The organism is Pseudomonas sp. C8002 (assembly GCF_013385765.1).
GTDB lineage: Bacteria > Pseudomonadota > Gammaproteobacteria > Pseudomonadales > Pseudomonadaceae > Aquipseudomonas.
Window position 1 is genome coordinate 26,022 of the sequence record NZ_JACAPJ010000011.1, and the last position, 24,840, is coordinate 50,861.

The window sequence follows — 24,840 nt, forward strand, 5'->3', positions numbered from 1 at the left end:
GGATGCTGTTGTGGGCCGGCGTGCCGGGCGCGTGGGCCCTGAGTGAGGGGTCGACACCGTTGCTTTGGAACACCCCGGCCGACCAGTCGACCTGCAACCAGGTCGACTCTGCACTCTGGGTCGAGTTGGCCGGGGGCGATGAGTGCATTCGCTATTTTCCCGGGGCGGTGCTGAGCCGTGCGCCCGTGGTGATCGTGATGTTTCATGGCGACCGCAACGTGGAAATGCACCGCTCGCCCGAGTCGATCCGTGGCAATACCCTGGCCGCCAAGGCCAGGCAGGCCAAGGCCCTGAGCCGGCGTGCGGGCGTACCGGTGGTGATTGTGGCGCGACCTGGCACCTACGGTTCCAGCGGCAACCATGGGCAGCGGCGCCAGGCGCGGGAATTCATTGTGCTGGACGCTGCGCTCAACGAGCTGCGCAAGCGTTACGGCATCGGGCAGTTTGTGTTGCTGGGGCACAGCGGCGGCGCCACGGTGGCCGCGGCGTTGTTGACCTTGGGGCGTACCGATGTGAAGTGTGCAGTGATGACTTCCGGCGCGTTTGCCCTGGTGCAGCGCGCGCAGATGTTGCGTCAAAGCAAAGGCCTGCCTTCGCGTCCGGGACGCGACACCAATGGTTTATTGCACCCCTACGATCCCCTGGAGCACATGGCCGGCATTGCCGTTGCGCCTGCGCGGCAGTTGTTCGTGATTGGCAGCGTGGATGACCAGGTAACCCCATTTGTGTTGCAGGAGCGTTTTTACCGGGCGTTGATTCGCGCCGGGCATCAGGCGCAGTTGGTCAAGGCGCAGGGTGTGCCTGCGATGTTTCACCAACTGCGCAATGACATTGGCCTGAAGACAGCAGCGGGCTGCGCGGGCTAACCCGCCGGCACCGCCTGTTCGGTCGTGTTCAGCCAATCACAGATCTGCGACAACCCGGTACCACCGGAGCTTTTCACCAGTACCCAATCCCCCGCCTGGAACCACTGGCCGGGGTGGCGCGCCAACGCCTGGCCTAATGCCGTGGCATCCTCGAACCACTGCACTGACAGTTCACTGCGCAGCACCCGGTACACCTCACGCATCAGCGGCCCGCACAGCACCAAATGCCGGGGCGCCGCCGCGCGCAGCGAGTCAGCCAGTTCCAGGTGGTAGCGCTGGGCGTCGGGGCCCAGCTCCAGCATGTCGCCCAACACTACTACCCGGTGCCGCGAGGCCACGGGCAGGTCGGCCATCGAGCGCAAGGCCGCAGCCATCGAGCCGGGGTTGGCGTTGTACGCATCGTTGATCAGCTGGAAATGCCCGTCGGTGCATTTGATCGAGCGGATATTGCCGCGACCTTCCACCGGTTGGAAGCCGGTCAGCACTTCCAGTGCCTGGTCGGCGTCAAGCCCGGCGGCGAACAGCGACGCCAGCACCCCCAGCGCGTTGAGCACCATGTGTCGGCCGCGAGCACTCAGGCTGAAATCCAGCCGTTGCGTGTCACGTTGCGCGGTGACGTAGACCCGGTCGGCCTCGCTGCACACGTCGAGCAGGCGCACATCGGCATCGGCGTGTTCGCCATAGCTGGTCACGTGCAAGCGCGCGACTTCGGCGGCCTGGGCGAACACCTCGTAGTGCGGCATATCGCGGCACAGCACCGCGTGCCCACCCGGTGCCATCGAGCGGAAGATCGCGCTCTTTTTACGCGCCAGGTTTTCCAGGGTGCCATGGTATTCCAGGTGCGCCGGAGCCAGCCCGGTCACGATAGCAATGTGTGGGCGCACCAGCTCCGAGTTAATCGGCATGCGGCCCACGGCCATTTCCAATACCCAGAATTTGGCCAGCCGGGGCATGCTCGCCAGGTTCCAGGCGATCCCATGGGGCAGGTTGGCGTTGGCCTCGGTGTGGCCCACTTCGCCCCAGTGTTTCAGGGCGTGGCCGAGCATGGCGACCACGGTGGTTTTACCGAAGCTGCCGGTGACGCCGAACACCTGGCCAGTGAATCGCTGCCTGGCGTATCGACCCATTTGCAGCATGGCCTCGCTGGTATCGGCGACCTGTAACACCGGCAGGCCGCTGTCCAGGTAGGGCGTCGGGTCTACACACAAGAACGCCGAGGGGCGTCGCTCAGGAATGGCCTGGGCCCAGCGCAGCGCCGACTGCACTTCGTTCGGTCCCACCTTGCTGGGGTGCCGATTGAGCATGCGCTGGGGTTTGAAAAACTGCATGGACGGCGTCAAACCCGACGTGTACCAACCGGGCGGCGGCTGTTTGGCCCAGGTGCCGTGTGTCACCCGAGCCAGGGTGTTGGCGTCCCAGACCCAGCCGAGGGGCGCTGCGTCCTGGGCCAGGCTCACTTGCGGCGCGCCGTCGAGCAGGTAGCGGTGGTAGGCAATCAGCCCCGAGAGGTAATGCTCCACGTCGTCGATGCGCACCCTGAACGCGTGGTGACGGATAAAAAACGAACCGGCAATGCGCGCAGGATTGGCGAAATACATCGCCGTTTCCGGCCAGAAATACCCGTTGAACAGATAGCGCGCACGATGATGCAGGGCGCGGTAAAACGCGTGCAGGTCGATCTCGGTGAGCAGGTGGCGCAATTGCGCTTGCTGGGCGATGCGTTCGAGCATCTGCTGCGCAGCCATCATCAATTCCAGTAGCGTCGGAAAGGTGGTGATGCGCTGTTGCACGAACCCCAGATAACCGGCGACGTTATTCAGGCCGAAGCGGAAATACTTTTCGTCAGGTCGGTAGCGGGTCAGTTCGTTCACGCAATAGCTGAGCCAGTGATCGTGCTCGCGCCAGTGCTGTTTTTCGATGAAGTAGTCGAAGGCTTTTTCCACCACGGTTAACCAGCGCTCATCGCCGGTGAGGCCGTAGAGGCGGATCAACCCGAACGCGGCCTCGCCGTCGTAGTAGATGATCCGGAACGCCTCTTTGACGGTAAGGTCACGGCCATGCAAGACGTGCACGAAGGCGCCGGTGGTCGCGTCCTGCATCCAGGCCATGCCATTGGCCAGGGCTTCCAGCACGGGTAGGTAGTGGCGGGTGCCGGTGACTTCGCTGTATTTGACCAGCGCCAACAAACACACGGCATTGCCGCCCAGTTTGATCTCGTCACCGGTGTCCAGCAGATACGCCGCCACACTGCCGTCGGGCAGCACGTAGGACTTGATCAGTTCCTGGGTAAGGTAGGCCAGCGAGCGGTCGATGGCGGATTTAAGCGCCTCATCGCCGGTCAGTGCCCAGGCCTCGATCATCGAATAGGTGGTACTGGCGTGGCGCAGGGTGTTGTAGTTTTTTATCGCCCGGTCAAAGCACGGGAAGTAGCCGTAGACGAACTGGCCGCTGCCCTGCACCTGAGTGCTCAGGTAGCTTGCGGCGCTGATGATGCTCGCCTTTACCATGCCGGGCTCCAGCGCTGCGAGGGTGCGCCAGCCGGTTTCTGTCGGGCCAAGGTTCAGCGGGTGGGGCACGCCGTCTTCGGCACAAAAAACGCCCTTGGTGTCGAACAGGAACACGGGGGTCTCGGGTTCAAGTGTGGCGATCAGGTCGGCTGTATTGAGCCCGGTAAAACGGCGCCTGGCGTACACCGAAAAATTGCCGGCATTGAAGGTCGCGTGATTGATAGCGTTGCCGCCATACAGGATCGCGTTGGCGTTCAGTTCCTGTTCGGTGATCGCGATGTGCAGCGCCGCATCGAAGGCGATGCCGCGCCGGAAGTAATTACGCTTGTGGCGCTTGAAGCGCGCATTGAGTTCGGCCCAGGTGATGGCGGTGACGTTGATCGCGCATTCGACGCGTATCCATGAACGTTCGACGATGTTGCCTGACTGCGCACGGTCTCGTTCGTAGGCTCCCTGCAAGCGCTGCACACCGGTTTGCCAGGCGGCTTCGAAGTTATCTGCCGTGATATGAAAAACATGCGCGCGCTGGGTGCCGTCGCTCATGGAGAAAAACAAGGTACAGGGCTGCGCGGTGTCTGATGATACAGCAGGCCCATTCATTTCTTTGCTTAGATGAGCATAACAAGCAAGCCATTGCTGTTTCACAGGCATAGTTCATCACCAGTTTTTAACTTGGAGAGGGGTGGCGCGCAGTGTTCATGATTAAACTGCGCGCCAGTTGATAAATAAGCAGAAAGTTATGCCGCACAGTTTTATAAAGGCAAATTAACCAGGCTTATATATCAAGAGCAGAGCGATGAATCCTCTTTCTCCGGCTCCAGCACGGAGGGCGGGACTTGGCTCTCGTATTGCTGGAGATGGTCACGAATCAGCTTGCGAATAACCTGAGAAATAGTAAGGTCAACTTCCTCGGACAGCGACTCCAGACGCTGCTTGGTCGGGAAGTCGATGAGAATGGTCAGACGTGTTGTTTTTTCAGGCATTTTCTTGATCCTTTTACAAAAGCGCGGTCTCGACTGCCGCGTGCAGTAAGTGCTGGAAGACGTGTGGAGTCCTTAGAACAAACCAATGGGGTAATCAATTGATTCATTGGAGTCTAATTCAAATCGCTGCGCGTTTTCCATCAATGTGCAGTGAAGGTTGCGATTATGTGAAGTTCTGCACCTTCTCCGTACCTCTTATTATCATCGGGTTATAATGCTATGAGATTCGAGTATAGACCGGTTGCAAGAAAGCTATCTCAAAGTGTAGGGGGTGTCAAAAGTCAATCTTATCTATAACTAAAGTAGTGGTTGTACTGTTTGGTGAGTTTGATTATGTATTTTGCGCATTACGTCATGAGATTTTTTCAAGAACTTGGTGCTCACAATATTCTGTCACAAAATACTAATTGATTGTTTTCGAATATCAAGGGTTGTTGTCACGAATAACAGCGATTGTTGTTGGAAGAGGGGCAGGGAGGTGCTGCTTTTATCAGAAGGGCGCGACGGTCGTCGTTGAGGTAAAAGGGGCCAGGGCGACCCCTTTCCAGGAGGTGGGATCAGGCAAACACAAAATACTTACGCACCGTCTCGACCACTTCCCACGTCCCCTTCATCCCCGGCTCCACCACAAAGATATCCCCAGCCCGCAAATGGATCGGCTCCAGGCCGTCCGGGGTGATCACGCAGTAGCCTTCCTGGAAGTGACAGTATTCCCACTTCACATACTCCACCCGCCATTTGCCGGGGGTGCAGATCCAGGTGCCCATGATCTTGCTGCCGTCTTCGCTGGTGTAGGCGTTGAGGTTGACGGTGTGCGGGTCGCCTTCGAGTTTTTCCCATTTGCAGGCGTCCAGCACCGGCAGTGGATGGGTGTCGCGCAGTACGGTGATTGGCTTGGACATGATGATTCCGAGGCAGTGGAAGGGAAGTCCAAACCCTATCGCCTTGGGCGGCCCGCCAGTGGTCTGGACTCGACATCGGGATGCCCAGAAGCGCAGTCATTTGCACAGCCGTGAGTCACCGCCAACCCCTGTGGGAGCCGGGCTTGCCCGCGATGGCGGAGTGTCAGGCGATGGAAGGGCACGCTGTGCCGACCTCATCGCGGGCAAGCCCGGCTCCCACAGGGAATATTTGTTGTTTGAAGGATTGAGTCGGTACGAAATATCTGTGCGCCAATCAGCCATTTCCTCGCAGTAAGTGCGAAAGATTTCCCGCTTTGCGCTGGAATTCGCAAGAATATTTACAGCCGGCCCTCGTATCATTCACCCCAGTAACGACCGAGAGCCTTGAAATGAATCCAATAAAAACGTGGTGGGACATCAGCCCGCCCTTGAGCACCGCGACCCCGACCTGGCCGGGTGATACGCCGTTTCAGGAAGAGCGGGTCTGGCAGTTCGGCCCCGAGTGCCCGGTGAATGTCGGACGCATCACCCTGTCGCCCCACACCGGCGCCCATGTGGACGCGCCGTTGCACTACAGCGCGGACGGCGCGCCGATTGGCGAAGTGTCTCTGGATGTGTACATGGGCCCGTGCCGGGTGCTGCATTGCCTGGGCAGCGGCGCGCTGGTGCAGCCGCATCAGTTGGAGGGCCGCCTGGAAAACCTGCCGGAGCGTGTGCTGCTGCGCACTTATCAACAGGCGCCACTGGATACCTGGGATTCGAATTTCACCGCCGTCGCTCCGCAAACCGTCGAGCTGCTGGCCAGCCTCGGTGTGCGCCTGATCGGTATCGACACACCGTCCCTGGACCCGCAGCAGTCCAAGACCATGGACTCCCACAACGCCGTCGCCCGGCATGGCATGGCGATTCTCGAAGGCATCGTCCTCGACGACGTGCCGGAGGGCGATTACGAGTTGATCGCGCTGCCGCTGCGTTTTGCCAACCTCGATGCCAGCCCGGTACGAGCCATTCTCCGCCCGCTCAAGGAGCCCACGCGATGAGCCAGTGTCCTTTCTCCCCTGACTACCAGCCGCCGGAAGAATGGCATAACGCCGAGCTGAATTTTTCCGAGTCCATGAGCTACGGCGACTACCTGGACCTGGGCAAAGTGCTCAGCGCCCAGCACCCGCTGTCGCCGGACCACAACGAGATGCTGTTCATCATCCAGCACCAGACCTCGGAGCTGTGGATGAAGTTGATGCTCCACGAACTCAAGGCCGCCCGCGAACACGTGCGCCTGGGTGAGCTGCCGCCGGCGTTCAAGATGCTGGCGCGGGTGTCGCGGATCTTTGACCAGTTGGTGCACGCCTGGGCGGTACTGGCGACCATGACGCCGTCGGAGTACAAGTCGATCCGCCCGTACCTGGGGCAGTCGTCGGGTTTCCAGTCGTTCCAGTACCGGGAAATCGAATTCATCCTCGGCAACAAAAGCGCGGCGCTGTTGCGGCCTCACGCCCACCGGCCGGAGTTGTTGAAGGAGCTGCAGGTGGCGATTGCCACGCCGTCGCTGTATGACGAGGCGATCAACCTGATGACCAAGGCCGGGCTGGCGATCGACCCCAAGCGCGCCGAACGCGACCCGACGGCGCCGACGGTTCACGATGATTCCGTGGAGGCGGCGTGGCGCGAGGTTTATCGCGATCCGAGCCGGTATTGGGACCTGTACCAATTGGCCGAAAAGTTTATCGACCTGGAGGATTCGTTCCGCCAATGGCGCTTCCGCCATGTCACCACGGTGGAGCGGATCATTGGCTTCCAGCCTGGTACGGGCGGCACCGAAGGCGTGGGTTACCTGCGCAAGATGCTCGACACCGTATTGTTCCCCGAGCTGTGGCGAGTGCGTTCCACGCTGTAATCAAGGCCCAACAAAAAGCCCCGGTACTCATCAGTACCGGGGCTTTTCATTTGGAATACGATCAAAATGTGGGAGCGGGCTTGCTCGCGAAAGCGGTGTGTCAGTCAATACATCAGGTGACTGACACGACGCCTTCGCGAGCAAGCCCGCTCCCACACAAGCCCGCTCCCACATGGGTTATTGCGCTGTTACTGCCTTCGCGTTATTCAACCGCAACCGGTACGCCACATAGATAATCCCGACCCAGACCGGAATCGCATACACCGACGCCCGCACACCCGGAATCGCCAGCATCACGCAGATGATCATCAGCATGAACGCCAGGCACAGGTAGTTGCTGAACGGGAACCAGAAGGTCTTGAACGACGGCACCACGCCTTGCTCGCCCATGGCCTTGCGGAACTTGATGTGGGTCAGGCTGATCAGCGCCCAGTTGATCATCAACGAGGCAACCACCAGCGCAAACAACAGCTCCAGTGCGTCATGCGGCGCGACGTAGTTGATCACCACACACAGCAGCGTCACCAGGGCGGAGATGCCCAGGGCACGCAGCGGCACGCCTTGCTTGTTCAACTTCATCAGCGCTTTCGGCGCGTCGCCTTGCTCGGCCAGGCCGAACAGCATGCGGCTGTTGCAGTACACGCCGCTGTTGTACACCGACAGTGCCGCGGTCAGGACCACGAAGTTGAGGATGTGGGCGGCGGTGTCGTTACCGATCAAGGAAAAGATCTGCACGAACGGACTGCCGCTGTAGGCATCGCCCGACGCGCCGAGGGTTTGCAGCAGTTGGTCCCATGGGTACAACGACAGCAGCACGGTAAGGGCGCCGACGTAGAAAATCAGGATCCGGTACACCACCTGGTTGATCGCCTTCGGGATCACCTTGCGGGGTTCGCTGGCTTCGGCGGCGGTAATACCCACCAGCTCCAGGCCGCCGAACGAGAACATGATGAACGCCATGGACATCAACAGCCCCATGCCGCCATTCGGGAAGAACCCGCCGTGGCTCCACAGGTTGCTCACCGAGGCCTGCGGGCCGCCGGTGCCGCTGAACAGCAGGTAGCAGCCGAGCACGATCATGCCGACAATCGCCACCACCTTGATGATCGCGAACCAGAACTCGGTCTCACCGAAGAACTTCACGTTGAGGGTGTTGATCAGGTTGACCAGCACAAAGAACACCACCGCACTGACCCAGGTCGGAATTTCCGGCCACCAGAACTGGATGTACTTGCCCACCGCTGTCAGCTCGGCCATGCCCACCAGCACGTAGAGTACCCAGTAGTTCCAGCCGGCGAGGAAGCCTGCGTAACCGCCCCAGTACTTGTGGGCGAAGTGGCTGAAGGAGCCGGCCACCGGTTCCTCGACGATCATTTCGCCCAGCTGGCGCATGATCAGGAACGCGATGAACCCGGCTACCGCATAGCCCAGGATCATCGACGGCCCCGCCGACTTGAGCACGCCCGCCGAGCCGAGGAACAGCCCGGTCCCGATCGCCCCTCCCAAGGCAATCAACTGAATATGCCGGTTCTTCAGGCCACGCTTGAGGCCCACCGGGTTAACCATGTCATCCGCCATTAACATTCCCTTCTACTTGTTTTTTTCAGGGTTGATCGCACACCGAACCAGCCCCTCAAACCGCTGAGGGGTCAGATATTACTCTCGGTAAACTTTTCGTAATACAGCTGAACGCCATCAAGTGCCTGATCCAGCAGCCATTGTTTGATGGATTCGACCATCGGAGGGGGGCCGCAGACGTACATATCTGCCGATTGATCCCGCAATTCGGCCAGGTCGAAATGCTCGGTGAGGTAGCCGCGTTTGCCGGCCCAGTCCGAAGGTGGGTCGCTGAGTACCTCGGTGTAGCGAAACCCCGGGATCGTATCGGCGTAGGCTTTTATGCGTGTTGCCTCGCATAAATCGGCCGCACCCCGCACGCCGTAATACAGGTGCACCGGCTGTTGGCAGGTGCTGGCGGCCAGGTCGTCAAGCATGCCCAGCAGCGCCGATAAACCAGTGCCACCGGCCACCAACACCAGCGGTCGGGTGACATGCCGAAGGTAGAAGGCACCCAATGGCGCTTCCAGCAGCAACTCATCACCGACTTGGCAGCGTTCGCGGATGTAGTTGCTCATCACGCCATCGGGCAGCAGGCGGATCAGGAACTGCAACTGATTGCCCGGGCGGTTGGCGAAAGAGTAGGAGCGCCAACTGTCGGTGCCGGGAATCGACAGGCGGGCATATTGGCCCGGCAAAAAGTCCAATGGGTGTTCAAGCTGCAGGTGCAGGATCGCGGTGCTGGCCGAGACCTGTTGCACTTGGCTCACCGTACTGCGGATTTGTACTGGCCCCGGCGCGTTGCACAGGCTGGAATCAAAATCGAAATAAAACGCCGCGTCGGATTGGACCCGGGTCTGGCAGCTGAGCATTTTGCGTTGTTGCAGGTCGAGGCTGGAGAGGGCTTCCTCGTCTACGTAGTCCTGGCTGTAGTCGCCGGACTCGCAGCGGCCCTGGCAAGTGCCGCAAACGCCTTCGCGGCAGTCGAGCGGGATCTTGATGCCGTTGCGCAACGCCGCATCCAACAGGATCTCATTGGCGCCCACCGGGAAAAACAGGGTCTTGCCGTCGGCAAAACTGAAGGCCACTTTGTGATTCATTCGCAGAACTCCGCGAGTTTGATTTTCTATGCCTGCGATTTACCTGTGGCGAGGGAGCTTGCTCCCGCTGGGCTGCGCAGCAGCCCCAAAAAGCCGGGAGCGCTACGCACTGGAGCGCCAACCCGGTCCAGCGGGAGCAAGCTCCCTCGCCACAGGTGTAATGCATCAGGTCACAGGTGATAGAAATCCAGCACCGAGTTGATGGTGTCGTTGAGCAGCAGCGCATGCTTGCGGGTGATCAACCAACTGTCGCCATCGGGCTTGAGGCTGTAGGTGGCGCTGCCATAGAACTGCTCCGACGTCGCCAGCCGATAGAACAACGTATGCCAGTTCAACTTCACCTCCAGCAGCCCGTCCGGTTGCTCGGTAATCCGCACGTTGTTGATCAAATGCAGCGTCCTCGGCATCGGCGTGGCCGACGCGGCCTTGCCCGTGCGCAGGCGAAACACCCGATCCTCCAGCCCCGAGCGGTTGGCGTAGTAGATCAACGACATTTCGCGCTTCGGGTCGCGGGTGTAGACATGTTCCGAATCCCACTGCGGCAGGTGGAATTCACTCTGCGGGTCGAACAGCTGCACGTAGGCGTCCCAGTCCTGGGCATCGCACAGCTCGGATTTACGATAAAAAAACTGCTCGATCCGGTACTGCAATTGCGCATTCATCATTCCACCTCCCGCAGTTTCAGGGCTTGCTGGTCGAGTCCGTCCAGCAGGAATTTCTGCCAGTTGCGGTGCTGGTTGACGTACAGCCCTTCGTGGGTGAATTCGGTGCCGGTCATCGCCGGCTGGATACCGATGGATTCGCTATTGGGGGTCGGCCCGGTTTCCCAGCGGTGGCTGCCACGGGAAATATCGCTCCAGCGTTCCAGGCGGCCCTGGAAGCCGCGCTGGGCTTCGCGGAACTCCACCAGGTCATCCGGCGTGCCCATGCCCGAGACGTTGAAGAAATCCTCGAACTGGCGAATACGGTTTTCACGGTCGGCGTCAGACTCGTTCTTCACCCCCAGGCACTGGCTGATGATTTCGGTCTTGTTCCACGCGATGGGCCGGATGATCCGCAGCTGCGAACTGATCTGGTCGAGGAAGAACAGGCTCGGGTAGATGTTCAGGTTGCGCAGGCGGTGCATCATCCATTCGGCTTTTTGCTGGCCGTGTTCTTCGATCAGGCGCGGCATGATGGTGGCGTAGCCCGAACGCACGGTGGGGTTGGGCATGTCGCTGAACAACAGGCTGTGGCCATTGTTGAAGGCGAACCAGCCGTCATCGGTGTTCGCGTCGCCGGCGCCGAGTTTGCTGTAGTCCAGTGTCGTGCCCGAGCCGGTGCCGTTTTCCGTATTGACCTGCTGGCGATGCTGCACCGTGGCCACGTAGTTGTAGTGCACGGTGCTGACGTGATAACCGTCCAGGCCGTTCTCGTTTTGCAGTTTCCAGTTACCGTCGTAGGTGTAGGCGGACTTGCCCGGCAGCACTTCCAGCTCACCGGTGGCCGATTGGGCGACCATCATGTCGAAGAACACTTTGGCGTCGCCGAGGAAGTCTTCCAGGCTGTTGGTGCCGTTCACGTCGAGGCTGATGAAGACGAAGCCTTTGTAGCTCTCGATCCGTGCTTTTTTCAGGCCGCGAGTGGCCTTGTCGAAGCCTTCCGGGTATTCCCCCGGCGCCTTGACCTTCACCAGCCGGCCATCGCTCTTGTAGCACCAGGCATGGAACGGGCAGGTGAAGGTGGACTGGTTGCCCTTACCGACTCGGGTCAGGGTGGTGCCCCGGTGCTGGCAGGCGTTGATCAGCGCGTTGAGCTGGCCTTCGCCGTCGCGGGTGATGATCATCGGCTGGCGCCCGGCGCGCATCGTCACGAAGTCGTGCTTGTTGGCCAGTTCGCTCTCGTGACAGGCATAGATCCAGTTTTTTTCGAAGATCAGTTCCATCTCCAGCTCGAACAACTCCGGCTCGGTGAACATGTCCCGGGCGATGCGGAACACCTCATCCACCGGACGGAAGTCCAGGCAGCCTTCGATAAAGCTTTTCCACTGCTCGACGCTTCTTGCACCACTCATGGGAGGCACCTTTTTGATAATGGCTAGACGGGTAGGCCATTAAGAGGCTGCGGCGGGGCACCGGGCTATCCGGTTAATGGGGGAAGGTGGGCCACTTAGTTGGGCACGAAATACCCACGGCGGTGCAGGGCGGTGGCGGAATGCGCTACTGTCTTGCAAGGCGATTGTCGGAAAAGTCTGCTTGTTATCCACTTAGTCGACGGTTGCTATCCACCCAGTGGCGATCCCGCTGGCGTGGCGCAAAACTTGCTGTCGATCTACCAGGACGCGCCGTCAGAGCGCGCCGGCCACAATTGCCGTGGGTGCCCCGTGATGAGTAGCAATACACGCGATATACGTATCGAGCGCTTCGACCTTGAAGGCGCCTGCAGCTGGATGTCCGGCATTTGCGGGCCGCACCGCCTGCAAACCGCGACGCCGGAGCGCATCCGCTTTCACCACAGCGCCAATGTGTTCAAGTCCCGCGCCACGACGCTGGGGATTATCGAATACGGCACCGATGTCACCATCGACATTGAAGACGCCGAGCACTTCAGCAGCTACAGCCTGACCTTGCCGCTGGTGGGCGAGCAGGAGCTGAGCAAGAACGGCGTACGGCTCAGCTCCAACCGTGACCAGGGGGTGATCATTTCGCCCAACGAACATCAGGTGCTGGAGATCTCGGGCGACTGCCGCAAGTTGCAGGTGGTGATCACCCGCGCGGCGATGAGCGAATCCCTGGAAGGCCTGCTGCAGCGGCCGATTGAAGCGCCGCTGCGCTTCGAATCGGCGATGGACGCGGTGGACGGCGCTTCCGCGTCGTGGTGGCGCATGGCGCGGTATTTCATCGCCGAACTGGAGCGCAGCAGCGAGCTGTATGACCAGGTGGCGTTTACCCGGGACCTGGAAAGCTCGCTGATCAAGGGCCTGATCCTGGCCCAGCCGAACAACTATTCCGAAGAGCTGCGGGACGTGCTGGGGGTGAAGCTGCCGCACTATTTGATTCGTGCCCGACAGTACATCCACGACAACGCTCGGGAAGCGGTGCACCTGGAGGATCTGGAGGCGGCGGCGGGCGTGTCGCGCTTCAAGCTGTTCGATGCCTTCCGCAAATACTTCGCCCTGTCGCCCATGGCCTATCTGAAGAAGTACCGCCTGGGTGCCGTGCGCCAGCAAATCCTCGAACATGGCTCCACGCGCACCATCTCCGAAATCGCCCTGGGCTGGGGCTTTACTCACCTGGGGCGATTCTCGGCCGAATACCGCAAGCTGTTCGACGAATCCCCCAGCCAGACCCTGCAACGCAACGACGCCCGGCGTATGCGTGGATGAACACCTTACGCAAAAACAACGGAGATCAACTGTGGGAGCGGGCTTGCTCGCGAATGCGGTGCATCAGCCAACTCATTCGGTGACTGACACTGCGCATTCGCGAGCAAGCCCGCTCCCACATTGGATGTGTGGTGTTCTTTTAAATCAACTCTTCCACCAGTTGCAGGCAATGACTGAGCCCCGGCGACTGGTCATTGATTCGCCGGCTGAGAATGATCGGCGACGTGGCGGTGGCCTCCACCACCGGTGTGTAGCCAATGTCTGCGCGGTGCAGCACCTGCACCGAGGCGGGTACCAGGGTCACGCCCATGCCTGCGCCGACCAGACCAATGGCGGTCTGCAATTCGTTGGTCCACTGCGAAACCTTCAGGCTCAAGCCATGGGCATCGAACAGCGCGATCACATGGTCGGCGTAGCTCGGCCGCGGGTTGCCGGGATACAGCACGAAGGGTTCAGCGGCCAATTGCGCCAGGGTGGCCGGGGCGCCCAGCAGGGGATGCCCGGCGGGCAACACCGCCACCAACCGGTCCTCCACCAACACCCGCTGCACAATGGCCGGGTCGTCGATGCGAATCCGCCCGAAGCCCACGTCAATCCGCCCGGCCTTGAGAGCTTCAACCTGTTGCAGCGTGGTCATCTCCGACAGGCCCAACTCCAGCTCCAGGCCATCGTGGCTGCGCAGCCGGCGAATCAACTCCGGCAGCACGCCGTACAGCGTCGACGGCGCAAAACCGATGCCCAGCCAGGTTTTCTGCCCAAGGCCGATGCGCCGGGTGTTGTCACACACCTTGCCCAGTTGCTCCAGCAGCACATTGGCGTGCTCATAGAAAAACCGCCCGGCTTCGGTCAGGCGCAACGGGCGCCCACGCTCCAGCAGGACCACACCCAGTTCGTCCTCCAATTGCTGGATCTGCCGGCTCAGCGGCGGCTGGGCAATGTGCAGGCGTTCGGCGGCGCGGGTGAAGTTGAGGGTTTCCCCCAGCACCTGGAAGTAACGCAGATGGCGCAGTTCCATAAGGACTCCATTCATACCTTAAGGGTATTGTTCGAGACTCATTCTATATTGGAAGCCAGCAGAGATCCGGAACAGAATCAGGCCAAATCTATAAAGAACCCAACGGGTATTGCCATGCCGATTTGCGCCATCGAGTCGATCGAGACCATCATCGTCGATCTCCCTACCATCCGCCCGCACAAACTGGCGATGCACACGATGCAGAACCAGACCCTGGTGATCATCCGCGTGCGCTGCGCCGACGGTATCGAAGGCATTGGTGAATCCACCACCATCGGCGGCCTGAGCTACGGCAATGAAAGCCCCGACAGCATCAAGATCAACATCGACCGGCACTTCGCGCCGCTGCTGCTCGGCCAGGACGCTAGCAACATCAATGCCGCCATGTTGCGCCTGGAGCGCAGCATCCGGGGCAACACCTTTGCCAAGTCGGGTATCGAAAGCGCCTTGCTCGACGCCCTCGGCAAACGCCTGAACCTGCCGGTCAGCGAATTGCTCGGCGGCCGCGTGCGGGACGCCTTGCCGGTGGCCTGGACCCTGGCCAGCGGCAACACCGAAAAAGACATCGCCGAGGCCGAGAAGATGCTCGACCTGCGCCGGCACCGCATTTTCAAATTGAAGATCGGCGCCGGTGAAGTCAGCCAGGACCTGGCCCACGTCATCGCGATCAAAAAAGCCCTGGGCGACCGCGCCAGTGTGCGGGTCGACGTCAACCAGGCCTGGGACGAAGCCGTGGCCCTGCGCGCCTGCAAGGTGCTGGGTGACAACGGTATCGACCTGATCGAACAACCGATCTCGCGCAACAACCGCGGCGGCATGGTGCGGCTCAACCTGTCGAGCCCGGCGCCGATCATGGCCGACGAATCCATCGAATGCGTGGAAGATGCCTTCAACCTGGCCCGCGAAGGCGCGGCCTCGGTGTTCGCCCTGAAGATCGCCAAAAACGGCGGGCCGCGTGCGGTATTGCGCACCGCTGCGATTGCCGAGGCGGCGGGTATCGGCCTGTACGGCGGCACCATGCTTGAAGGCGGTATCGGCACCCTGGCCTCGGCCCATGCCTTTCTCACCTTGAACAAACTGGCGTGGGACACCGAACTGTTCGGCCCGCTGCTGCTCACCGAAGACATCCTCGCCGAGCCGCTGGTGTACCGCGATTTCCACCTGCATGTCTCCACCGCTCCGGGCCTGGGCCTGGCCATCGATGAAGAGCGCCTGGCGTTCTTCCGTCGCGATAACTAACAAGAGGACACCTGCGATGTTGTTCCACGTAAAAATGACCGTGAACCTGCCCGTCGACATGAACCCCGAGCGCGCTGCCAGCCTCAAGGCTGAAGAAAAAGCCTTCTCCCAGCGGCTCCAGGAGCAAGGCAAATGGCGCCACCTGTGGCGCATCGCCGGGCTGTACGCCAACTACAGCGTGTTCGATGTCGACAGCGTGCAGGAACTGCATGACCTGTTGATGCAACTGCCGCTTTATCCTTACATGGCCATCGAAGTGAATGCCCTGTGCCGGCATCCATCGTCGATCCGTGAGGATGATCGCTGAGTCTGTTTTTTCACCTAATAATTACAAGATGAGGATTGCACCATGTCCATCCGACTTTCCCAGACTGCTCACGCCCAACAGTTTCTCGAAGAAGCCAGCGGCAACCTTAACGACGGCGGCAACCCACGGGCCAAGGCGCTGATCTACCGGATCCTGCGGGACACGGTGAACATCATCGAAGACCTGGAAGTGACCCCGGAAGAGTTCTGGAAGGCGGTCAACTACCTCAACGAACTGGGCAAGAACCAGGAAGCCGGCTTGCTCGCGGCAGGGTTGGGCCTGGAGCATTACCTGGACATGCTGATGGACGCGGCGGACGAGGAAGCCGGCAAATCCGGCGGCACCCCGCGCACCATCGAAGGCCCGCTGTATGTGGCCGGTGCGCCGCTGTCCAAGTTCGAGGCGCGGCTGGACGACGGGCAGGACCCGGGCGTGCCGCTGTTCATGCAGGGCCAGGTGCGCGACACCAATGGCAAGCCGTTGGCGGGGGCGATTGTCGATGTATGGCAGGCCAATACCGGTGGTACGTATTCGTGGTTTGACAGCACGCAGTCGGAGTTCAACCTGCGTCGGCGAATCGAGACCGATGCCCAGGGCAACTACCGTTTTCGCAGCATCGTGCCGTCGGGGTATGGCTGCCCGCCGACCGGGCCGACCCAGCAGTTGCTGGACCAGTTGGGGCGCCATGGCCAGCGGCCGGCGCATATCCACTTCTTCATCTCGGCGCCGGGCCATCGGCACCTGACCACGCAGATCAACCTGTCGGATGACCCGTACCTGCATGATGATTTTGCCTATGCGACGCGGGATGAGTTGATCGCCGAAATTCGCTTCAGCGAGGACGCAAACCTGGCGAAGGAATTTGGTGTGGAAGGGCAGTTTGCGCAGATTGATTTTGACTTTGAGTTGCAGCCTGCGGTTGCGCCGGTAGAACAGAAGCGCATGCAGCGAGTGCGCGCCCTCGAAGACTGAACGCGGTAAAAAAATGTGGGAGCGGGCTTGCTCGCGAATGCGGTGGATCAGTCAATATTTCCGGTGACTGACACTCCGCCTTCGCGAGCAAGCCCGCTCCCACATTGGCTCTGTATCGTTTGGCCTATTTGCGAACAACCAGGTCGAGCAGATCATCCCGATCCTTGATCTTCTGCAGCACGATCTCCGAGCGAATATCCATCACCCCCGCCGTGCGGTTCAAGTGGTTCACGATAAAGTCAGAAAAGTGCTTGAGGTTGCGCGCCTGCACCCGCAGCACATAATTGCTCGCCCCGGTAATCACATACGCACTGGCCACCTCCGGCCACCCCTGCACCTTCTTGATAAACGTCTCGTGCCAATCCTCCACATCCTGGCGTAACGACAGGTGGACGATGGCCTCCAGCTCGATCCCCAGTTGCTCGGCGTTCAACACCGCCCGATAACCACTGATGATTCCCTCGCTTTCCAGCAGGCGCAAACGCCGCAGGCAGGCCGACGGCGACAGGGCGACTTTCTCGGCCAGTTCCTGGTTACTGATACGGCCATCCTGTTGCAGGAAATGCAGAAGGCGCAGGTCGGTGGCGTCGAGAATCATGGTTAGAATAAATCCGCGTGTTTGGGGGTTAAATTCGAATTTCCTACAGCTTAATTAGCCTGTTGCCCACCACTTTGCACGAAAATTCTCTAAAGCTTCGTTCATTATTTGGCTCATTGTTACTACAACAACAGGACTGACCATGACCACCCGCACCCATTGCCTGACCCTCGACGCCCAGGATCCGCTGGCGCCATTGCGCAACCAATTCGCCTTGCCGGCCGGGGTCATCTACCTCGACGGCAACTCCCTCGGTGCGCGCCCGGTAGCGGCACTGGAACGGGCGCAAGCGGTGATCGCCGAGGAGTGGGGCAATGGCCTGATTCGCAGTTGGAACAGTGCCGGCTGGGCCGACCTGTCCCAGCGCCTGGGCAATCGTCTCGCACCGCTGATCGGTGCCCGCGACGGTGAAGTGGTGATCACCGATACCACCTCCATCAACCTGTTCAAAGTGCTCAGCGCCGCGCTGACCGTGCAACGCGAACGCGCGCCAAGCCGCAAGGTGATCGTCAGCGAAGCGAGCAATTTCCCCACCGACCTGTACATCGCCGAAGGCCTCACCGAACTGCTGCAACAGGGCTACTCCCTGCGCCTGGTCAACAGCCCGGACGAACTGCCGAAAGCCATCGACCAGGACACGGCCGTGGTGATGCTCACCCACGTCAACTACAAGACCGGCTACATGTACGACATGCAGGCCCAGACTGCCTTGAGCCATGAATGTGGCGCGCTGGCGATCTGGGATCTGGCGCATTCCGCGGGCGCGGTGCCGATCGACCTGCATCAGGCCGGTGCCGATTATGCGATTGGTTGCACTTACAAATACCTCAACGGCGGGCCCGGCTCCCAGGCGTTTGTGTGGGTCAACCCGGCGCTGGTGGATGTGGTTACGCAGCCGCTGTCGGGCTGGTTCGGGCATACCCGACAGTTCGCCATGGAATCGCGTTATGCCCCGAGCCAGGGCATCGCCCGCTACCTGTGCGGCACCCAGCCGATCACCTCGCTGGCGATGGTGGAGTGTGGCCTGGATATTTTCGCCCAGACCGATATGGCCAGCTTGCGCTCTAAATCCCTGGCGTTGACCGACCTGTTCATCGAGTTGGTGGAAAGCCGTTGCGCCGCCCACGACATGACCCTGATCACCCCGCGTGAGCATGCCCGACGGGGTAGCCACGTCAGCTTCGAACACCCGGAAGGCTACGCGGTTATCCAGGCCTTGATCGCTCGTGGCGTGATTGGTGATTATCGCGAGCCGCGCATCATGCGTTTCGGGTTTACCCCGCTGTACACCAGCTTTGCTGAAGTGTGGGATGCGGTGGAAATCCTGGGTGAGATTCTCGATCAGAGAACCTGGGACCAGCCGCAGTTCAAGGTTCGCCACAGCGTCACCTGAGTAAACGCAGAGCAAAAAATGTGGGAGCGGGCTTGCTCGCGAATGCGGTCCATCAGTCCCTGATGTATTGACTGGCACACCGCATTCGCGAGCAAGCCCGCTCCCACAGGGAACAATGTTTCAACCAGAAAGCAGTGCAATCACAATAATAAAGGGGCACGCCACGTGACCACGCCAGACCAAGGCTTTGCCGAAATCACCAATCGCGAACTGGGCCTCAGGCGCCAGCTCACTTCCGGCCAGATGAGCATGATCGCCATCGGTGGCGCCATCGGCACCGGGCTGTTCATGGGCAGCGCCTACGCCATCGGCTATGCCGGGCCCAGCGTGCTGGTCAGCTATGCCATCGGTGCGCTGATCACTTTGCTGTTGATGGGCTGCCTGGCGGAGATGACCGTGGCGCATTCCACCTCGGGCTCCTTCGGCGCGTATGCCGAATTTTACGTCAGCCCGCTGGCCGGTTTCCTGGTGCGTTATGCGTACTGGGCGGCGATTGTGCTGGCGGTGGGCGCCGAGGTCACGGCGGTGGCGATGTACATGAAGTACTGGTTTGCCAACGTGCCGGAATGGGTGTGGATCGTCTCGTTTTCCAGCGTGCTGATCGTACTCAACGCCATCAGCGTCAAGACCTTCGGCAACTTCGAGTACTGGTTCTCCACGATCAAGATCAGCGCCATCGTTGGCTTCATCATCCTCGCGGTGTACGTGGTGTTCGGCTCCGGCAATCCGGATTACGGTGTGCAGAACTACACGGCCCACGGCGGCTTTTTCCCGAACGGGTTGAGCGGCATGTGGATCGCGGTGATCGTCTCGATCTTCAGTTACCTGAGCGTGGAAATGATCGCGGTGGCCGCCGGTGAAGCGGCCGACCCGGAGCAGGCGGTGAAAAAAGCCTTCCGCGCGACCATCGTGCGGCTGGTGGTGTTCTACCTGCTGACCCTGGCGCTGATGTTGGCCATCGTGCCATGGAACCAGGCCGGCCACGCCCAGAGCCCGTTCGTCACGGTGATGCAGACCATCGGCATTCCCGGCGCCACCGGGGTGATGAACTTCGTGATCCTGATCGCTGCGCTGTCGGCGATGAACAGCCAGCTCTACATCACCACCCGCATGATGTTCAGCCTGTCCCGCGCCGGTTTTGCGCCCAAGTCCATGGGCGCCTTGAGCAAGAGCGGGATCCCGTTGAACGCCTTGTTGCTGTCCAGCTCGGGCATTGCCCTGGCGACCCTGCTGAACGTGGTGTACCCGGAAAGCTCGTTCACCCTGATGATGGCGATCTCGATGTTTGGCGCGATCTTCACCTGGTTCATGATCTTCCTCACGCACCTGTTTTTCCGCCGCTACCGCAAGCGTCACGGCGGGGCGAAGCTGTCGTTCCAGCTGGCGCTGTTTCCCTACAGCACACTGCTGGGCCTGGTGCTGATGGGCGCGGTGATGATCACCACGTTCTTCACCGATGCATTCAAGATGACGCTGGTGTTCGGGGTGCCGTTCCTGCTGATTCTGTCGGCGGTGTACTACGTATTCTTCCGCAAGGGCGCGGCCAAGGCATCGAACAAGGCTTTGGCATAACCCGGCAATTGCTCGAACTCGCGGGCGCATAACAGCAGTTTGCGACAGGCCCAATCCTCGCTCAGGGGTTGGGCCGTGAAGCGCCGCTCCAACGGCCAGCGTTCCAGCGCGGCCAGGGGCACGATCCCCAGCCCGGCGCCCCGGGCGACCATGCGAATCAGCCCGTCAAACCCATCTGCGCGGATGCGTGTCTGCAAGCGAAAGCCTGCGTGCAATGCCTGTTCCTCCAGGTACACCGCCAGCGCGCTGTCGGCGGCCAGGCCCACGTAGTCGTGCTGCAAGCTGTCGATAAAACCCACGGTGCGCCCGGCCAGCGGGTGATCCAGCGGCATGATCAGCACCAGCGGGTCGTCGCGAAAGGGCAGGGTTTGCAGGCCGTGGGTGTCTACTGCGTCGGAAATAATTCCCAGGTCTGCCGCGCCCTGGCGCAAGGCGTGGGTGATGCGCAGGCTTGGCAGTTCCTGCAGGTCGATGTCGAGGTTGGGGTGCTCGTGCAGAAAGTCCGCCAACAGTTCCGGCAGGTATTCGCTCAGGGCGGTGGTGTTGCACAGCAGGCGCACTTGGCCCTTGACGCCGTTGGCGTATTCCGCGAGGTCTTGCTGCAGGTGATCGGCCTGCTGCAACAGCAGGCGGGCGTGACGGGCGAGGGCTTTACCCGCAGCAGTCGGGGTGACGCCACGGCGGCCACGTTCAAGAAACTCGATGCCCAGGGAGGCTTCCATCGCCCGGATCCGTGCACTCGCCGCCGCCAGGGACAAATGGCTGCGGCTGGCGCCGGCGGTGATATTGCCGGTGTCGAGGATGTGCAGGTACAGGCGCAGGTCGATCAGGTCAAAGTGCATGTGCTGGGGATCTCAGTGTCTGTACGGGCCTCTTCGCGAGCAAGCCCGCTCCCACATTTAGATCTGTGAACCCTTTCAAAATGTGGGAGCGGGCTTGCTCGCGAAGAGGCCATCTGCCTCATGCAAAACAAGAGGCTGCCTCAGTATATGGCGAATTTTCAGATATCACCCAAACCTGCAAAATCGACCCATGAATACCTTACTCGCGTTCTACCAAAACCTCGGCCCGGCCCTGACATTGCTGGTGGTCGGCACCTTCCTGCTGGCAGGTACGGTCAAGGGCGTCATCGGCCTGGGCCTGCCCACCGTCGCCATGGGCATGCTCGGCCTGGCTATGTTGCCGGCGCAGGCTGCGGCGTTGCTGATCATCCCGTCCACCGTCACCAACCTCTGGCAACTGGCCTTCGGCGGTCACCTGAGCGCGTTGATCAAACGCCTGTGGCCGATGCTCCTGCTGATTTTCCTCGGCACCGGGCTGGGCTCGGTGTGGCTGGGCATGGATGGCGGGCATTGGGTGGTGCGGGCGTTGGGCGGCGCGCTGCTGGTGTATGCCTTGAGCGGGCTGTTGCTGCCGACGTTCAAGGTAAGCCCGGCCACCGAGCGTTGGCTGGGCCCGCTGTGCGGCGTGCTGACCGGGGTCATCACCTCGGCCACTGGGGTGTTCGTGATACCGGCGGTGCCGTATCTGCAAGCGTTGGGCTTGAACCGCGATCAGCTGGTGCAGGCGTTGGGGCTGTCGTTCACCGTGTCGACCCTGGCGCTGGCAGCCGGGCTGTTCTGGCGTGGGAGCCTGGGCGGCGGCGAATTGAACGCCTCGTTGCTGGCGCTGGTTCCCGCGCTGCTCGGGATGTGGCTGGGCCAGGCCCTGCGCCAGCGCATCAGTGCCGTGCTGTTCAAGCGGGTGTTCTTTATCGGCATGGCTGCATTGGGAGGTCATCTGCTGATCAGTGGTTAACAATATGCCGTTGATTCGTGCGATTTGATCAAATGTATTTTGCCGCCGGGACGCTTATTCCAACGGACAGACCCCGTTACCCTGCCTTCAGACATTTTTAATCTTTAGGCACCCCCTATGAAAAAAGTACTCCTGCTCAACGGCGGTAAGAAATTCGCTCATTCCGACGGTCGCTACAACAGCACCCTGCATGAAGCCGCCCTGGCGGTACTGGACCGTGGCGGCATTGACGTCAAGGAAACCCACATCGACGCCGGCTACGACGTGGCCGAAGAAGTCGCCAAATTCCTCTGGGCCGATGTGATCATCTACCAGATGCCCGGCTGGTGGATGGGCGCTCCGTGGATCGTCAAGAAGTACATCGATGAAGTCTTCACCGAAGGCCATGGCAGCCTGTACGCCAGCGACGGCCGCACCCGCTCCGACTCGTCGCAGAAATACGGCAGCGGTGGCCTGATCCAGGGCAAGCAATACATGCTGTCCCTGACCTGGAACGCTCCCCAGCAAGCGTTCGACGACCCCACCGACTTTTTCGAAGCCAAGGGCGTGGACGCGGTGTATTTCCCGTTCCACAAGGCCAACGAGTTCCTCGGCATGACCGGCCTGCCGACCTTCCTGTGCGTGGACGTGATGAAACGCCCGGCCATCGAAGCCGACGTGGCGCGTTATGAACAGCATCTGGCACAGGTGTTTAACCTGAGTCTGTAATGCGGCTAGTATCCGTGCAGCCGCTATAAAGAGGATTCACGTTGAAAGCCCGATCCGATGAGCTACAGATCTTCGTCTGCGTGATTGAATGCGGGTCGATTTCCGCCGCAGCCGAACAGGTCGGGCAGACGCCGTCGGCGGTCAGCCGCACTTTGTCGCGCCTGGAAGCCAAGCTCGACACCACCCTGATCAATCGCACCACCCGGCGCATGGACCTGACCGAAGAGGGCAAGTATTTCTTCGAGCGGGCCAAGGTGATCCTCGAGCAGATGGACGACCTGGAAGAACGCCTGTCGTCGCGCCAGCAAACCCCGTCGGGGCGCCTGCGGATCAACGCGGCGTCGCCGTTCATGCTGCATGCGATCGTGCCGTACATCGCCGAGTTTCGTGGCCTGTACCCGGATATCCAGCTGGAACTGAACAGCAACGACCTGATCATCGACCTGCTGGAACAGAGCACCGACATCGCGATCCGTATCGGTGCCCTGGCCGACTCGACGTTGCACGCCCGCTCACTGGGATGCAGCCCGCTGCATATCCTCGCCAGCCCGGCTTACCTGAAACAGCACGGTACGCCCAGCACCGTTGCCGAACTGGCCGAACACACCTTGCTCGGTTTCACCCAGACCGAAACCCTGAACCACTGGCCGCTGCGCCATGTGCACGGGGATCGCTGGCAGATCCAGCCGGGCGTCGCCGCCTCCAGCGGTGAAACCTTGCGCCAGCTGGCGCTGGAAGGGCAGGGCATCACCTGTCTCTCGGACTTCATGACCGCCCAGGACATCAAAAGCGGGCGCCTGATACCGGTGCTGGCCGAGTTCAACAGCGGCTATCGTCAACCGATCAATGCGGTGTACTACCGCAACTCGCAATTGGCCTTGCGCATCCAGTGCTTCCTGGACTTTATCCAGGGCAAGCTGGCCAGCTACGCCAGCTGATTCGTGACCTCTGCGCAAGATTGAATTGGGCAATACGGACTTATTCGGAATGGATAGGTCCGCAATACTGAGTCCATCAATTACTCACGCAGGGAGACACCTCCATGAACGTATTCATCACCGGCGCTGCCGGTTTTATCGGCGGTTCCATCGCCACTGGCCTGGTCAAGTCCGGCCATAACGTCACCGGCCTGGTGCGCAGCACCGAACAGGCTGCGGAAATGACGGCACTGGGTATCACGCCGGTGATCGGTACGCTGGATGACAGCGCGCTGTTGACCGAGCAGGCGAAGAAAGCTGACGCGGTGATCAACGCCGCCAGCAGCGACCATCGCGGCGCCGTGGAAACCTTGCTGGCCGCGCTGCGCGGTTCCAACAAAACCTTCCTGCACACCAGCGGTTCGAGCATCGTTGGCGATGCGTCGGGCGGTAAGTCCAGCGATGTCATCTACTTTGAAGACAACCTGCCGGCGCCGACTGTCGACAAGGCTGCTCGCGTGGCCATCGACAACCTGATCCTGGCTGCAGCCAAAGATGGCGTGAACTCGGCAGTGATCTGCAACACCCTGATCTACGGTCACAGCCTGGGCGTCAAGCGCGACAGCGTGCAGTTGCCACGCTTGCTCAAGCAGGCACGCAAAAGCGGTGTAGTGCGGCATGTGGGCACCGGGCAGAACATCTGGTCCAACGTGCACATTGAAGACGTGGTTGCGTTGTACCTGCTGGCGCTGGAAAAGAATGTGCCGGGCACTTTCTACTTTGTGGAGAGTGGCGAAGCGGCGTTTGTCGACATGACCACCGCGATTGCCGAAGCGCTGAAGCTGGGTAAACCACAGGATTGGCCATTGGCGGATGCCGAGTCCGAGTGGGGTTATGAAATGGCCAACTATGGCCTGGGCTCCAACAGCCGGGTGCGCGGCAAGCATGCGCGGGAATTGCTGGGATGGGCGCCGAAGCGGACTTCTGTAGTCGAGTGGATTCGCAACGAGATGGTGTGATGTTCGCTTGAGACCGAGGCGAGCTCTTCGCGAGCAAGCCCGCTCCCACACTTAACCGAGTTCCCACTTTGGAATGCGGTCAAATGTGGGAGCGGGCTTGCTCGCGAAAGGGGCGACTCGGTCCAACGGT

Annotated in this window: 23 protein-coding genes; 13 read left to right on the forward strand and 10 right to left on the reverse strand. The window is 60.7% G+C overall.

The window, feature by feature from the left end:
• Nucleotides 1–2 precede the first annotated feature (2 nt).
• A complete protein-coding gene (locus tag HX814_RS17105) occupies nt 3–866 on the forward strand; it encodes a S9 family peptidase (RefSeq protein ID WP_177009251.1) in 864 nt (287 codons plus the stop codon).
• Here the strand turns inward: HX814_RS17105 and HX814_RS17110 are convergent.
• From HX814_RS17110 to HX814_RS17120, 3 genes are all read right to left on the reverse strand, one after another.
• Nucleotides 863–3,916 carry a UDP-N-acetylmuramoyl-tripeptide--D-alanyl-D-alanine ligase gene (locus HX814_RS17110; RefSeq protein ID WP_177009246.1) on the reverse strand — a complete coding sequence of 1,018 codons (3,054 nt, stop codon included), beginning with the start codon at nt 3,914–3,916 and terminating at the stop codon, nt 863–865. The genes HX814_RS17105 and HX814_RS17110 overlap by 4 nt on opposite strands.
• 239 nt (nt 3,917–4,155) lie before the next feature.
• Entirely contained in the window at nt 4,156–4,356 is a 201-nt protein-coding gene (locus HX814_RS17115) for a hypothetical protein (protein WP_003212332.1), read from the reverse strand.
• Nucleotides 4,357–4,913: 557 nt separating this feature from the next.
• Nucleotides 4,914–5,258 carry a cupin domain-containing protein gene (locus HX814_RS17120; protein ID WP_003212331.1) on the reverse strand — a complete coding sequence of 115 codons (345 nt, stop codon included), beginning with the start codon at nt 5,256–5,258 and terminating at the stop codon, nt 4,914–4,916.
• Nucleotides 5,259–5,647: 389 nt separating this feature from the next.
• On the opposite strand from HX814_RS17120, the gene kynB reads away from it, so the two are divergent.
• Complete coding sequence (gene kynB, locus HX814_RS17125; RefSeq protein WP_023659373.1) at nt 5,648–6,298, forward strand: arylformamidase; 651 nt, start codon at nt 5,648–5,650, stop codon at nt 6,296–6,298.
• A complete protein-coding gene (gene kynA / locus HX814_RS17130) occupies nt 6,295–7,152 on the forward strand; it encodes a tryptophan 2,3-dioxygenase (RefSeq protein ID WP_008436669.1) in 858 nt (285 codons plus the stop codon). The genes kynB and kynA overlap by 4 nt, the downstream gene beginning before the upstream one ends.
• A 177-nt stretch (nt 7,153–7,329) precedes the next feature.
• Here the strand turns inward: kynA and HX814_RS17135 are convergent, their stop codons facing one another.
• The 4 genes from HX814_RS17135 to antA form a co-directional block, all read right to left on the reverse strand.
• Nucleotides 7,330–8,730 (reverse strand): amino acid permease, encoded by a 1,401-nt coding sequence (locus tag HX814_RS17135; protein WP_003212324.1) that lies wholly within the window; start codon nt 8,728–8,730, stop codon nt 7,330–7,332.
• 71 nt (nt 8,731–8,801) lie between these two features.
• Nucleotides 8,802–9,809: an anthranilate 1,2-dioxygenase electron transfer component AntC gene (gene antC, locus HX814_RS17140; RefSeq protein WP_177009245.1), complete on the reverse strand. Its 1,008-nt coding sequence runs from the start codon at nt 9,807–9,809 to the stop codon at nt 8,802–8,804.
• Between the two features lie 170 nt (nt 9,810–9,979).
• Nucleotides 9,980–10,471 (reverse strand): anthranilate 1,2-dioxygenase small subunit, encoded by a 492-nt coding sequence (antB, locus tag HX814_RS17145; protein ID WP_177009244.1) that lies wholly within the window; start codon nt 10,469–10,471, stop codon nt 9,980–9,982.
• On the reverse strand, nt 10,471–11,862 hold the full coding sequence (antA, locus tag HX814_RS17150) for an anthranilate 1,2-dioxygenase large subunit (protein ID WP_003212318.1): 1,392 nt from the start codon (nt 11,860–11,862) through the stop codon (nt 10,471–10,473). Before antA ends, antB begins: the two co-directional genes overlap by 1 nt.
• A 312-nt stretch (nt 11,863–12,174) precedes the next feature.
• Between antA and HX814_RS17155 the strand changes: the two genes are divergently transcribed.
• A complete protein-coding gene (locus tag HX814_RS17155; RefSeq protein WP_008436676.1) occupies nt 12,175–13,173 on the forward strand; it encodes a helix-turn-helix domain-containing protein in 999 nt (332 codons plus the stop codon).
• Between the two features lie 139 nt (nt 13,174–13,312).
• On the opposite strand, the gene HX814_RS17160 is transcribed toward HX814_RS17155, so the two are convergent.
• Nucleotides 13,313–14,188 (reverse strand): LysR family transcriptional regulator, encoded by an 876-nt coding sequence (locus HX814_RS17160; protein WP_003212314.1) that lies wholly within the window; start codon nt 14,186–14,188, stop codon nt 13,313–13,315.
• A 114-nt stretch (nt 14,189–14,302) separates the two neighbouring features.
• On the opposite strand from HX814_RS17160, the gene HX814_RS17165 reads away from it, so the two are divergent.
• The 3 genes from HX814_RS17165 to catA are packed head-to-tail and all read left to right on the forward strand — an operon-like array spanning nt 14,303 to nt 16,706.
• Nucleotides 14,303–15,427 (forward strand): muconate cycloisomerase family protein, encoded by a 1,125-nt coding sequence (locus HX814_RS17165; RefSeq protein ID WP_003212312.1) that lies wholly within the window; start codon nt 14,303–14,305, stop codon nt 15,425–15,427.
• Between the two features lie 16 nt (nt 15,428–15,443).
• Nucleotides 15,444–15,734: a muconolactone Delta-isomerase gene (catC, locus tag HX814_RS17170; RefSeq protein WP_008436679.1), complete on the forward strand. Its 291-nt coding sequence runs from the start codon at nt 15,444–15,446 to the stop codon at nt 15,732–15,734.
• A 42-nt stretch (nt 15,735–15,776) separates the two neighbouring features.
• On the forward strand, nt 15,777–16,706 hold the full coding sequence (catA, locus tag HX814_RS17175) for a catechol 1,2-dioxygenase (RefSeq protein ID WP_177009243.1): 930 nt from the start codon (nt 15,777–15,779) through the stop codon (nt 16,704–16,706).
• Nucleotides 16,707–16,830: 124 nt separating this feature from the next.
• On the opposite strand, the gene HX814_RS17180 is transcribed toward catA, so the two are convergent.
• Nucleotides 16,831–17,304 (reverse strand): Lrp/AsnC family transcriptional regulator, encoded by a 474-nt coding sequence (locus HX814_RS17180; protein WP_003212305.1) that lies wholly within the window; start codon nt 17,302–17,304, stop codon nt 16,831–16,833.
• Nucleotides 17,305–17,446: 142 nt separating this feature from the next.
• Between HX814_RS17180 and kynU the strand changes: the two genes are divergently transcribed.
• Both kynU and HX814_RS17190 read left to right on the forward strand, forming a co-directional pair.
• On the forward strand, nt 17,447–18,697 hold the full coding sequence (kynU, locus tag HX814_RS17185) for a kynureninase (protein ID WP_177009242.1): 1,251 nt from the start codon (nt 17,447–17,449) through the stop codon (nt 18,695–18,697).
• 165 nt (nt 18,698–18,862) lie between these two features.
• Nucleotides 18,863–20,269 carry an amino acid permease gene (locus HX814_RS17190; RefSeq protein ID WP_177009241.1) on the forward strand — a complete coding sequence of 469 codons (1,407 nt, stop codon included), beginning with the start codon at nt 18,863–18,865 and terminating at the stop codon, nt 20,267–20,269.
• Here the strand turns inward: HX814_RS17190 and HX814_RS17195 are convergent.
• On the reverse strand, nt 20,215–21,111 hold the full coding sequence (locus tag HX814_RS17195) for a LysR substrate-binding domain-containing protein (RefSeq protein ID WP_177009240.1): 897 nt from the start codon (nt 21,109–21,111) through the stop codon (nt 20,215–20,217). The genes HX814_RS17190 and HX814_RS17195 overlap by 55 nt on opposite strands.
• A 190-nt stretch (nt 21,112–21,301) precedes the next feature.
• Between HX814_RS17195 and HX814_RS17200 the strand changes: the two genes are divergently transcribed.
• The 4 genes from HX814_RS17200 to HX814_RS17215 all read left to right on the forward strand — a co-directional run bounded on the left by HX814_RS17200 (nt 21,302) and on the right by HX814_RS17215 (nt 24,710).
• Entirely contained in the window at nt 21,302–22,066 is a 765-nt protein-coding gene (locus HX814_RS17200; RefSeq protein ID WP_177009239.1) for a sulfite exporter TauE/SafE family protein, read from the forward strand.
• A 117-nt stretch (nt 22,067–22,183) separates the two neighbouring features.
• Nucleotides 22,184–22,774, forward strand: coding sequence for an NAD(P)H-dependent oxidoreductase (locus HX814_RS17205; RefSeq protein ID WP_008436691.1), 591 nt, complete (start codon nt 22,184–22,186; stop codon nt 22,772–22,774).
• Nucleotides 22,775–22,815: 41 nt separating this feature from the next.
• Entirely contained in the window at nt 22,816–23,712 is an 897-nt protein-coding gene (locus HX814_RS17210; RefSeq protein ID WP_177009238.1) for a LysR family transcriptional regulator, read from the forward strand.
• Between the two features lie 104 nt (nt 23,713–23,816).
• Nucleotides 23,817–24,710 (forward strand): NAD-dependent epimerase/dehydratase family protein, encoded by an 894-nt coding sequence (locus HX814_RS17215; RefSeq protein ID WP_177009237.1) that lies wholly within the window; start codon nt 23,817–23,819, stop codon nt 24,708–24,710.
• Nucleotides 24,711–24,840 lie beyond the last annotated feature (130 nt).

What these genes read in the sequence shown, in the direction of transcription:
- HX814_RS17105 (WP_177009251.1), top strand. Translation starts at nt 3, where the DNA reads ATGCTGTTGTGGGCCGGCGTGCCGGGCGCGTGGGCCCTGAGTGAGGGG.
- HX814_RS17110 (WP_177009246.1), bottom strand. Translation starts at nt 3,916, where the DNA reads ATGAGCGACGGCACCCAGCGCGCGCATGTTTTTCATATCACGGCAGAT.
- HX814_RS17115 (WP_003212332.1), bottom strand. Translation starts at nt 4,356, where the DNA reads ATGCCTGAAAAAACAACACGTCTGACCATTCTCATCGACTTCCCGACC.
- HX814_RS17120 (WP_003212331.1), bottom strand. Translation starts at nt 5,258, where the DNA reads ATGTCCAAGCCAATCACCGTACTGCGCGACACCCATCCACTGCCGGTG.
- kynB (WP_023659373.1), top strand. Translation starts at nt 5,648, where the DNA reads ATGAATCCAATAAAAACGTGGTGGGACATCAGCCCGCCCTTGAGCACC.
- kynA (WP_008436669.1), top strand. Translation starts at nt 6,295, where the DNA reads ATGAGCCAGTGTCCTTTCTCCCCTGACTACCAGCCGCCGGAAGAATGG.
- HX814_RS17135 (WP_003212324.1), bottom strand. Translation starts at nt 8,730, where the DNA reads ATGGCGGATGACATGGTTAACCCGGTGGGCCTCAAGCGTGGCCTGAAG.
- antC (WP_177009245.1), bottom strand. Translation starts at nt 9,809, where the DNA reads ATGAATCACAAAGTGGCCTTCAGTTTTGCCGACGGCAAGACCCTGTTT.
- antB (WP_177009244.1), bottom strand. Translation starts at nt 10,471, where the DNA reads ATGAATGCGCAATTGCAGTACCGGATCGAGCAGTTTTTTTATCGTAAA.
- antA (WP_003212318.1), bottom strand. Translation starts at nt 11,862, where the DNA reads ATGAGTGGTGCAAGAAGCGTCGAGCAGTGGAAAAGCTTTATCGAAGGC.
- HX814_RS17155 (WP_008436676.1), top strand. Translation starts at nt 12,175, where the DNA reads ATGAGTAGCAATACACGCGATATACGTATCGAGCGCTTCGACCTTGAA.
- HX814_RS17160 (WP_003212314.1), bottom strand. Translation starts at nt 14,188, where the DNA reads ATGGAACTGCGCCATCTGCGTTACTTCCAGGTGCTGGGGGAAACCCTC.
- HX814_RS17165 (WP_003212312.1), top strand. Translation starts at nt 14,303, where the DNA reads ATGCCGATTTGCGCCATCGAGTCGATCGAGACCATCATCGTCGATCTC.
- catC (WP_008436679.1), top strand. Translation starts at nt 15,444, where the DNA reads ATGTTGTTCCACGTAAAAATGACCGTGAACCTGCCCGTCGACATGAAC.
- catA (WP_177009243.1), top strand. Translation starts at nt 15,777, where the DNA reads ATGTCCATCCGACTTTCCCAGACTGCTCACGCCCAACAGTTTCTCGAA.
- HX814_RS17180 (WP_003212305.1), bottom strand. Translation starts at nt 17,304, where the DNA reads ATGATTCTCGACGCCACCGACCTGCGCCTTCTGCATTTCCTGCAACAG.
- kynU (WP_177009242.1), top strand. Translation starts at nt 17,447, where the DNA reads ATGACCACCCGCACCCATTGCCTGACCCTCGACGCCCAGGATCCGCTG.
- HX814_RS17195 (WP_177009240.1), bottom strand. Translation starts at nt 21,111, where the DNA reads ATGCACTTTGACCTGATCGACCTGCGCCTGTACCTGCACATCCTCGAC.
- HX814_RS17200 (WP_177009239.1), top strand. Translation starts at nt 21,302, where the DNA reads ATGAATACCTTACTCGCGTTCTACCAAAACCTCGGCCCGGCCCTGACA.
- HX814_RS17205 (WP_008436691.1), top strand. Translation starts at nt 22,184, where the DNA reads ATGAAAAAAGTACTCCTGCTCAACGGCGGTAAGAAATTCGCTCATTCC.
- HX814_RS17215 (WP_177009237.1), top strand. Translation starts at nt 23,817, where the DNA reads ATGAACGTATTCATCACCGGCGCTGCCGGTTTTATCGGCGGTTCCATC.